Origin of the sequence: Knoellia remsis (assembly GCF_003002895.1) — a bacterium.
Classification (GTDB): domain Bacteria; phylum Actinomycetota; class Actinomycetes; order Actinomycetales; family Dermatophilaceae; genus Knoellia; species Knoellia remsis.
Window position 1 is genome coordinate 1 of the sequence record NZ_PVTI01000049.1, and the last position, 10,188, is coordinate 10,188.

The following is a 10,188-nucleotide window of genomic DNA, read 5'->3' on the forward strand; positions in this document are numbered from 1 at the left end:
TCCCGAACTCACCCAATTGGACGCTTGGGGACAGGCGGTCAGGTATGCCGTGTGGCGCCGCTCCCGTCCCGAACTCACCCAATTGGACGCTTGGGCACCGTCCCGAACTCACCCAATTGGACGCCGGGTAGACGCTGGGGCACCGTCCCGATCTCACCGCAGGTGGACGAATCGCCGACTGCGGCCCCGGTGCCGCGACGGACGGTCTCCGCACCTCATAGGCTGTGGCGATGCCCCGCTACCCATCGTCCACCCCGACGCTCTTCATCATCGGTGGAGCCGAGGACCGGGTCGGCCGAGCGACGCTGCTGCGGCGGTTCGTCAAGATCAGCGGCGGGCGACGTGCCCGGCTCGTCATCATCCCCACCGCGTCCTCGTTCCAGGACGAGGTCGAGGCGAGCTACCGCGACGTGTTCTCGCGGCTCGGCGTCACCTCCATCGAGGTCGTCAACCCGCAGTCCCGCCAGGACGCCCAGGACCCCGACGCGGTCGCCCGCCTCGATGACGCCACCGGCATCTTCATGAGCGGCGGGTCCCAGCTGCGCCTGTCCCAGCTCTTCCCCGGCACCCCCCTCGGCGACGCGATCCACCGGGCCCACGCCCGTGGAGCCGTCGTCGCCGGCACGAGCGCCGGCGCCTCGATCATGAGCGAGTTCATGATCTCCATGGGCGACGAGGGCATCACCCCGGTCCAACGAGACAGCCAGATCAGTGCCGGGATGGGCCTGCTCAAGGGCGTCATCATCGACCAGCACTTCGCGCAACGCTCCCGTTACGGCCGACTCCTCTCGGTCGTCGCCGCCTCACCGCACCTCCTCGGCATCGGCATCGACGAGGACACGGCCATCGAGGTCTCGTCCGGCCACCTCACCGTGCACGGACGTGGCGGCATCATCGTCATGGACTGCCGCGACGCCACGACGGACGCACCCGAGGCCCGTCGCGGCGCACCCCTGCTCGTGTCCGGCGCCGTCGTGCACAACCTGCCAGCGGGCGCGAGCTTCGACCTCGAGAACGCCAAGCTCACCGGCTTCGTCGAGCAGCATCCCGACATCGACGTCACCCTCGCGACCGCGAGGTCGTGACCGCCCCGGGAAGCCTCGCGCGAAGCGCACACCTCGCACCCCGGCATACGGCAAACTCTCCGACGCCCCGCCCCTCACACTCTTCACGAGGAGACCGATGACGCAGGACCGCCCCACTCCTAGCGCCCCCGCCGCGCCCGAGCTGACCATCGTCGAGTCCCGCGTCTACCGGGGCGGCAACGTCTGGTCCTACTCGCCGGCTGTGCACCTCGTCGTCGACCTCGGGATCCTCGAGGAGTACCCGACCGACCTGCTCGACGGGTTCACCGACCGGCTGCTCGAGCTGCTGCCCGGCATCACCAGCCACACCTGCTCGCGCGGGGTGAAGGGCGGGTTCGTCGAGCGGCTGCGTGAGGGCACCTGGCTCGGCCACGTCACCGAGCACGTGGCACTGCAGCTGCAGCAGGAGGCCGGGCACGACCAGCGGCGCGGCAAGACCCGCGGCGTCAAGGGGCAGCCGGGGCGCTACAACGTCATCTACGGCTACACCGACGAGGGTGTCGGCGTCGCGGCCGGCAAGCTCGCCGTGCGCCTCGTCAACCATCTCGTGCAGGCCGAGGACGGGTTCGACTTCGCCGCCGAGCTCGACACCTTCCTGCGTCGAGCCGAGCGCACCGCCTTCGGGCCGTCGACGACGGCGATCCTCGAGGAGGCCGTGAGCCGCGACATCCCGTTCATCCGGCTCAACACCGGCAGCCTCGTCCAGCTCGGCCAGGGCGTCCACGCGCAGCGCATCCGCGCGACGATGACGTCGAAGACCGGCGCGCTCGCCGTCGACATCGCCGGGGACAAGGACCTCACGACCAAGCTGCTCGGGTCGGCCGGCCTGCCGGTGCCCAAACAGGAGACCGTGCGTGGCCCCAACGACGCCGTGGCCGCGGCCAACCGCGTCGGCTACCCCGTCGTCGTCAAGCCGCTCGACGGCAACCACGGGCGCGGCGTCTGCCTCGACCTGCAGAGTGACGACGAGGTTCGCGAGGCGTTCGCCATCGCCCGCGAGGAGTCGCGGCGCGGCAACGTCATCGTCGAGTCCTTCATCACCGGCAAGGACTACCGCTGCCTCATCGTCGGCGGCCGCATGCAGGCCATCGCCGAGCGCGTGCCGGCCCACGTCATCGGCGACGGGGAGCACACCGTGGCCGAGCTCGTCGACATCACCAATGCCGACCCGCGTCGCGGCGTCGGCCATGAGAAGGTCCTCACCCGCATCAAGGTCGACGACGCGGCCGTGGCGCTCGTGCGCGAGCAGGGCTCCGGCATGGACGACGTCCCGCCGCAGGGGACGATGGTCAAGCTCGCCCTCACCGGCAACATGTCGACCGGTGGTATCTCGGTCGATCGCACCTTCGACGCCCACCCGGACAACGTCGAGATCGCCGAGGAGGCGGCCCGAATGGTCGGGCTCGACGTCGCCGGCATCGACTTCATCTGCCCCGACATCGCCTCCCCCGTGCGCGAGACCGGCGGCGCCATCTGCGAGGTCAACGCCGCGCCCGGGTTCCGCATGCACACCCACCCGACGATCGGTGAGCCGCAGTTCATCGCCAAGCCGGTCGTCGACCTGCTCTTCCCGCCCGGCACGACGGCCCGGGTGCCGATCGTCGCCGTCACCGGCACGAACGGCAAGACGACGACGTCGCGGATGATCGCGCACATCATGAAGGGTGTCGGCCGCAAGGTCGGGATGACCTCGACCGACGGCATCGTCGTCGACGAGCGCCTCGTGTTCAAGGCCGACGCCTCCGGCCCGAAGTCCGCGCGCATGGTCCTGCAGAACCCGCGCGTCGACTTCGCCGTCATGGAGGTCGCCCGCGGCGGCATCCTGCGCGAGGGCCTCGGTTACGACCGCAACGACGTCGCGGTCGTCACGAACATCGCCCCGGACCACCTCGGCCTGCGCGGCATCGACACCGTCGAGCAGCTCGCCGACGTCAAGGCCGTCATCGTCGAGGCCGTGCCGCGCACCGGTCACGCCGTCCTCAACGCCGACGACCCGCTCGTGCGCCGGATGCGCCGTCGCTGCTCGGGCTCCATCGTGTGGTTCACGATGTCCCCGCCCGGGTCGGCGGTGCGCGAGCTCGTCGACGACCACTGCCGCCGTGGTGGCAGCGCCGTCGTCCTCGAGCCGTCGGACAAGGGCGACATGATCGTCATCCGCCAGGGCCGTCGGGCGATGCAGCTCGCCTGGACCCACCTGCTGCCGTCGACCTTCGGTGGCACGGCGATGTTCAACGTCGCCAACGCGATGGCCGCCGCCGGTGCCGCGTTCGCCGTCGGCACAGGACTGCACGAGATCAGGCAGGGCCTGCGGACGTTCTCGACGAGCTACTACCTCTCCCCCGGCCGCATGAACCAGGTCAACGTCAACAACGTCGACGTCATCGTCGACTACTGCCACAACGCTCCCGGCATGAAGGTGCTCGGCGACTTCGTCGAGCGGTATGCCGCGGCGAAGGCCGGTGCCGTGGACCACGGCCGTGTCTCCCGCCTCGGTGTCATCGCCACCGCGGGTGACCGGCGCGACGAGGACATGCGCGAGCTCGGCGCCATCGCCGCCCAGCACTTCGACGTCCTCGTCGTCCGCGAGGACGAGCGCCTGCGTGGTCGCCGGCGCGGGGAGACCGCCGCGATCGTGGCCGAGGGAGCCAAGGCGGCCATGGCCGAGGGTGCTCGCGCGCGCGTCGTCGAGGTCGACACCGACGAGCTGTCCGCGGTGCGCCACGTCATGGCCCGGGCCAACCCCGGCGACATCGTCGTCGTCTGTGTCGACCAGCACGGCGTCGTCATGAACGAGCTCGAGACGATGACGAAGCAGGCGCAGCCGGGCACGCACACCGCGGACTCCGTCGCCGACCCCGACCTCGACCCGACGACGCTCTCCGCCGAGGCCCAGGTCAGCGGCGAGGAGCGGACCGATCAGGACCTCGCCGAGCAGTCCGACGAGCAGACCGCCAGCGCCCAGGCCACCGGAAGTCAGGTCCAGTCCGCGCGCCCCTGAGCCACTCATTGCCCGTTGTGGCTGAGCGGGCACAACCACAACGGGCAATCAGACATCCCAGGACGTTAGGGGTCAAGCGGCGGGGTGAGTGGCGGTGGGCCAGGCGCGTGTTTCGTCGTAGGGCGTGTGTGTCTTGAGGCATCCGTGGAGGATGCCGACGAGGCGGTTGGCAAGCTGGCGTTTCGCGGCTTGGTGTCCGATGTCGCGGGCTCGGAGGGTGTCGTAGTAGGCGCGGGCGCCGGGTGAGGCGTTCAGGGCGGAGAAGGCCCAGCTGCCGGTGGCGTCGGCGAGGTGCTTGTTCCTCACGTGGCGGGCGAGCACGGTTCGACGTTTGCCCGAGGCGCGAGTGATGGGTGAGGTTCCGGCATAGTTCTTGCGTGCCTTGGCGCTGGTGAAACGGTCGGGGTCGTCCCCGAACTCGGCGAGCACCCGGGGGCCCAGGACCGGGCCCAGGCCCGGTTGACTGCTGAGGATGTCAGCGTCCGGGTGGCGTCCAAAACCCTCGGTGATCACCCCTTCGAGCTCGCTGATCTGAGCGTTCAGCGTGGTGATGAGCGCGGCCTGCGTCGCGGCCACTGTGCCGTAGGCCGCTTCCACCGCTGGCGGCTGACGCAGCGCCGGCGCCCGCAGCGCGTCCACGACGACGCTGGTGCGGTGGTCGAGGTTGCGGCGGCCGGCTCGCTTGAGTATGGCCCGTACCTGCGGTCGAGTCAGACTCGCTGCCTGCTGTGGGGTACCGGCACGGGTGAGTAGTTCCAGCACGTCGGATCCGGTGAGGTCAGCGAAGACGGTGACGAGCACCGGGAAGTACTCCATCAACGCCGACCGCAGCCGGAGCTGGTGGCGGGTTCGGTCCCAGATCAAGCTCTGATGAGCTCGCGTGGCGACCTTCAACGCCGTCACCTGCTCGGAGTCGCCAGCAATCTCCCGATGATGCTGACGGTCCAACCGGACAACCTCGGCCAGGACATGCGCATCCCCGGCATCGGACTTCGCCCGCGAGGTGGAATGCCGCTCCCGGTACCGCGCCGCCGACATCGGGTTCACCGCATACACCCGGTACCCCGAAGCCACGAGCTGATGAACCCACGCCCCACGCTCGGTTTCGATGCCGACCACGACCTCGGGCACGACCCCGTCCTCGTGATCAGCCAGCGCGGAATACTCCGCAACCACGGCATGCAACCGTGCCAACCCTTCGACACTGTCCGGCAGCCGAGCCTTAACCAGCCTGGTTCCCTGATCGTCCTGAACCTCGATGTCATGGTGACCCTCAGCCCAGTCATCACCGATGAACAACATCATCACGCTCTCCTCGTCGTCGACCCACACGAGGTAGCCCCGAGAGACATGTCAGCGGACTAATGGATCGAGTGCTCACCAGCTTCACACCGGGGCACGACATCCCAGCAGCGATCTCGTCCCTCGCGAACCAGCGGGCGCACGCTCTGATTGAAGGACTCACGAACTCCAGTCGCCATGAGTGCTGACCCGCCAGCCGCTACCACAACCGAACCTGCCACAACCGACAAGCCCGGCACAGACCCATTAGTCGTCGCGGTCCCGACCACAGCGGGCCATCAGTCGGCGACGTCGCGACCACAACGGGCAATCAGTCGCGCGGTGGGTCCAGCTCTTCGGCGTATGCCGTGAGCGAGCGCCGGTAGCGCGCGACGTCCTCGTCCGTGCTCGCCTTCGCGACGATGCCGAGCAGCGAGGACAGGGCCTCGGTCGTGCGGCCCGCAGAGTGCAGCGCGAGAGCGCGGAACCCGGCGATGCCGACGGAATCCGGCCGGTCCACCGCGAGCTCATCGAGGAGTCGCAGCGCCTCGTCGTGCTCCCCAACGTTGCGCAGCGAGGACGCGAGCTGGATGACGGCGCGGTGCCGATGGGGCTCGCGAAGCCCGGCGTCGAGCGCCTCGCGGTAGAGCCCCACGGCTCGCGCTTCCTCGCCCGCCGAGTCGAACGTGCCCGCGTACTCGTAGGCGATACGCGCGTCACCCGGGTGGGCGGCATACAGGTCGGCCGCGGTCGCGATGCGCCGCTGGGCGTCGTCGTCGGCCCACAGCGCGGCGATCGCCTCCTCCGCCTCGTGCTCGCCGCGCGCGGCGACCACCTTGCGCCGGATCGTGGCAGCGTCGTCCGGCGTGCCGCCCGACGACTCGAGCCATGCATAGACCTCGGCGCGCTCGGAGTGGCACATGAGCGCGACGACGTCTCCGTCGTGGGCGCTGTCGACCAGGGCACGCAAGCCGTCGACCTCCGTGGGGAACGCCGGCACGTCGGCGACGCCCGCCCGTTGCAAGCCGTCGCGGAACCGGCCCTCGAGGTCCTCGCGGGACCGCCCGCGCAGGTAGTGCTCCTTGTGCACGATGACGACCTGGTCGGCGCGCAGGCCGGCGATCTCGCCGAGGTTCTCGAGGATCTCGTCGGTGCGGTCGCCGCCGGCGCCGAGCCCGAGCAGGACGCGGGCACCGGGGGCACGTAGTCCGGTGGCGACGTCGAGCAGGGCCTCGAGGCCGGCCTCGTTGTGGGCGAGGTCGACGACGACGGTGCACGCACCGCCCGTTCCCGTAGGCACGCTGTAGGTGTTCATCCGGCCCGGGTTGAGGCTCGCGTCGGGCTGGAAGGTCCGCAGCCCCTCGACGACCGCGTCGCGCTCGATGCCGAGACCGAGCGCGGCCGCGGCAGCCCCCAGCACGTTGGCGACGTTGTGCCGGGACAGGCCGGCGATCGTCATCGGGACGTCGGTCACCCGGACGAGCCGGTCCGGTATCCCGCTGTCGTCGAGCACCGTGATGCGGTCGTCGAGAACGGTGATGGCGCGCCCGCCCGCACCAAGGGCCTCGCGGATCGCGGGCGAGTTCGGGTCGAGGGTGAAGACCCACGGCTTCGCCGGCGAGCCGGTGCGCATCGCCCACACTCGCGGGTCGTCACCGTTGAGGACCGTCCAGCCCTCCGGCCGCGTCGCACGCGTGATGATCGCCTTGACCTCGGCGAGCTGGTCGACCGTGTCGACGCCTTGGAGGCCGAGGTGGTCGGCGGACACGTTCGTCACGACGGAGACGTCGTTGTGCGTCACCCCGAGGCCCTTGAGCAGCATGCCCCCGCGGGCCGTCTCAAGGATGCCGATCTCGACACCCGGCGCCCCGAGCACGCCGCGCGCTCCCGCCGGTCCGGAGTAGTCACCGGGCTCGATCATCGTCCCGTGGTCGACGACGCCGTCGGTCGAGCTCCACGCCGTGTGCCGCCCGGCCGTCATCGCGATGTGCGCGAGCAGTCGCGTGGTCGTCGTCTTGCCGTTGGTCCCAGTCACGGACGCCACGGGCACCTGCGGGGTGACGATTCGCGCAGGGGCGCCCGGCTCCGCGGAACGCACGCGGACGGCATACTCCTCGACGACGTCGTGGCCGTTGAGCCACGCGGACAGGACCGGCGCGACGGCTTCCCCGAGCACCTGCGCCGGCCCGCGGCGGCGCCACACGAAGGCGACGACGACGCTCGCCCGGTCCGAGCTGGGACGTGCCCGCACCCCGAGCCGGCGCGTGCCCGACGCCTGCGAGAGCCGCCGCACGGCGCGCTCGGCCAGCCTCGCCAGCACCCGCTGGCGCTGCTCGCTCCCGGGAGCCCCGACCTGCGCGGCGCGTAGGCCCGCAGCCCGCGCGATGTCGCGCACGGTGTCCTTGTCGGCGTCCGCGTATGCCGTGAGGTCGAGGGTGACCTTGACCGCCGGTCGCGGGAAGTAGAGGTTCGGTCCTTCGAGGACACGCACCTCCGTCGCCGTCACCCCGGCCGGGTCGGCGGCACTCCAAGCGACGGCACTCGACGCGGCGTCGCGAGGCTCGGTCACGGTCGTGGCAGGGCTGGTGTCGCTGGGCACCCGGCGAGCCTAGTTGGCGCTGCGGCCTCAGATGCCCATCGCGTGGACACCGCCGTCGACGTGGACGATCTCGCCGGTCGTCGCCGGGAACCAGTCGGAGAGCAGCGCCGCGCAGGCCTTGGCCGCCGGTACGGCGTCGTTGACGTCCCAGCCGAGCGGGGCCCGGTCGTCCCAGGACTCCTCGAACGCCTCGAAGCCGGGGATCGACTTGGCCGCCGTCGTGCGGATCGGGCCGGCGGCGACGAGGTTGCAGCGGATGCCCTGCGGGCCGAGGTCGCGCGCGAGGTAGCGGTTCGTCGCCTCGAAGGCGGCCTTCGCGACGCCCATCCAGTCGTATACCGGCCACGCGTACTTCGCGTCGAACGTCAGCCCGACGACCGACGACCCCTCGCCCATGAGCGGCAGCGCCGCGGCGGCAAGGGCCTTGAGCGAGTAGGCCGACGCGTGCATCGCGGTCGACACGTCCTCGAAGGTCCCCTCCATGAAGTTGAACGCACCCTGCGGCGCGAACCCGATGGAGTGCAGCACGCCGTCGAGCCCGTCGACGTGCTCCCCGAGCCGCTCGGCGAGGGTGTCGAGGTGCTCTTGGTCGGTGACGTCGAGCTCGACGACCGGTGGCGTGCTCGGCAGCCGCTTCGCGATCGTCGACGTGATCTTCATCGTCCGACCGAACGACGTGAGGACGACCTGCGCGCCCTGCTCCTGTGCGAGCTTGGCGACGTGGAACGCGATCGAGGAGTCCATGAGGACCCCCGTGATGAGCAGCTTCTTGCCCTCGAGCAGCATCGGGTCGTTCTCCTTGTCGTGCGGGGGTCGTGCGGGGTCGTGCAGGGGGCGTGCAGGGTCGTGGGGTGGCCGTCAGTGGCCCATGCCGAGGCCGCCGTCGACGGGAATGACCGCCCCGGTGACGTAGGCCGCGTCGTCGGAGGCGAGGAAGCGCACGACCGCGGCCACCTCGTCCGCCCGGGCGAACCGCCCGGCCGGTATGCCGGCCTTGTAGGTCTTCTGCGTGTCCTCCGGGAGCGCTGCGGTCATGTCGGTCTCGATGAACCCGGGGGCGACGACGTTGGCGGTGATCCCGCGTCCGCCGAGCTCTCGGGTGACGGAGCGGGCCAGCCCGACGAGTCCGGCCTTGCTCGCGGCGTAGTTCGCCTGGCCCGGACCGCCGTAGAGGCCGACGACGCTGGAGATGAGGATGATCCGGCCGCCGCGAGCCCGGATCATCCCGGTGCTCGCGCGACGCACGCAGCGGAACGCACCGGCAAGGTTGGTGTCGATGACGTCGGCGAAGTCGTCGTCGCTCATCCGCATGAGCAGGCCGTCCTTGGTGATCCCCGCGTTGGCGACGAGCACCTGCACCGGCCCCCCGAAGATCTCCTCCGCCTTCGTGAACGCCGCGTCGACCGACTCGGTGCTCGTGACGTCCCCCGCGACCGCGGTGAGGCCGTCGGGCGCCTCACCGCTGCGGCTCGTGACGACGACGTTGTCGCCGCCCTCGACGAAGCTCTTGGCGATCGCCAGCCCGATGCCTCGGTTGCCGCCGGTGACGAGGACGTTGCGCGGATCGCTCATGGCGTCCGACGCTAGTGGACTACCGATCGGTAGCCCGCATCGTCTCGCGCACCCGAGGGCATGAGCGGTTCACAGGGGCGAGACGTAGAGTTGAGGAGTGAGCATGAACCGACACGGCACGCAGCCGGTGCAGTCGGTGACCACCGCACCGACGAGCGCAGACGACGATCTCAACGCGCGGATCAAGCAGTACCTCGTCACGATGGGCATCCGCACAGCGTGCTTCGTCGCGGCCTTCTTCACCCAAGGCTGGGTCCGCTGGACGTGTGTCGCCCTCGCCGTGGTCCTGCCCTACATCGCGGTGCTCTTCGCAAACGCGCATGCGCCACGGCGGGCCGGTCGGTTGACGAAGGCCGTGCCGCGCAACCCGCACCAGCAGCAGCTCGGCCGGTGACCTGCAGCGCCAAGGGCTGCCGCGCGTCGGCCGTCTGGGCCCACCTCTGGAACAACCCCAAGCTGCACACCACCGAGCGCCGCAAGGTCTGGTTGGCGTGCGACGAGCATCGCGAGAGCCTCGGCGACTTCCTGTCGCTGCGTGGGTTCCTGCGCGAGACCGTCCCCGTCGACGAGATCCCCGACGGCGCCGGCTGAACGCAGCCGCCCCGCCCGCTCACCCTCGCGTCCCGAACTCACCCAATTGGACGGTTCGGCAC

General features: G+C 70.4%; 8 protein-coding genes. 4 read left to right on the forward strand and 4 right to left on the reverse strand.

Annotation, left to right across the window (positions count from 1 at the left end; genetic code table 11):
* The first annotated feature begins 230 nt into the window (after positions 1-230).
* Together BCF74_RS16665 and cphA are read left to right on the forward strand one after the other, a co-directional pair.
* A complete protein-coding gene (locus BCF74_RS16665) occupies positions 231-1,085 on the forward strand; it encodes a cyanophycinase (RefSeq protein ID WP_106299054.1) in 855 nt (284 codons plus the stop codon).
* Between the two features lie 97 nt (positions 1,086-1,182).
* On the forward strand, positions 1,183-4,083 hold the full coding sequence (gene cphA, locus BCF74_RS16670) for a cyanophycin synthetase (protein WP_106299049.1): 2,901 nt from the start codon (positions 1,183-1,185) through the stop codon (positions 4,081-4,083).
* A 72-nt stretch (positions 4,084-4,155) separates the two neighbouring features.
* Here the strand turns inward: cphA and BCF74_RS16675 are convergent, their stop codons facing one another.
* The 4 genes from BCF74_RS16675 to fabG all read right to left on the reverse strand — a co-directional run bounded on the left by BCF74_RS16675 (position 4,156) and on the right by fabG (position 9,535).
* The gene (locus tag BCF74_RS16675; protein ID WP_106299055.1) at positions 4,156-5,385 is read right to left on the reverse strand and encodes an IS110 family RNA-guided transposase; all 1,230 of its coding nucleotides are present in this window, start codon (positions 5,383-5,385) and stop codon (positions 4,156-4,158) included.
* A gap of 310 nt (positions 5,386-5,695) precedes the next feature.
* The gene (locus BCF74_RS16680; protein WP_245889428.1) at positions 5,696-7,963 is read right to left on the reverse strand and encodes a tetratricopeptide repeat protein; all 2,268 of its coding nucleotides are present in this window, start codon (positions 7,961-7,963) and stop codon (positions 5,696-5,698) included.
* 27 nt (positions 7,964-7,990) lie between these two features.
* The gene (gene fabI / locus BCF74_RS16685) at positions 7,991-8,749 is read right to left on the reverse strand and encodes an enoyl-ACP reductase FabI (RefSeq protein WP_106299050.1); all 759 of its coding nucleotides are present in this window, start codon (positions 8,747-8,749) and stop codon (positions 7,991-7,993) included.
* A gap of 72 nt (positions 8,750-8,821) precedes the next feature.
* Positions 8,822-9,535: a 3-oxoacyl-ACP reductase FabG gene (gene fabG, locus BCF74_RS16690; RefSeq protein ID WP_106299051.1), complete on the reverse strand. Its 714-nt coding sequence runs from the start codon at positions 9,533-9,535 to the stop codon at positions 8,822-8,824.
* A gap of 103 nt (positions 9,536-9,638) precedes the next feature.
* Between fabG and BCF74_RS16695 the strand changes: the two genes are divergently transcribed.
* Together BCF74_RS16695 and BCF74_RS16700 are read left to right on the forward strand one after the other, a co-directional pair.
* Positions 9,639-9,929 (forward strand): DUF3099 domain-containing protein, encoded by a 291-nt coding sequence (locus tag BCF74_RS16695; protein WP_106299052.1) that lies wholly within the window; start codon positions 9,639-9,641, stop codon positions 9,927-9,929.
* Complete coding sequence (locus tag BCF74_RS16700) at positions 9,926-10,126, forward strand: hypothetical protein (RefSeq protein ID WP_106299053.1); 201 nt, start codon at positions 9,926-9,928, stop codon at positions 10,124-10,126. Before BCF74_RS16695 ends, BCF74_RS16700 begins: the two co-directional genes overlap by 4 nt.
* Positions 10,127-10,188: the final 62 nt, after the last annotated feature.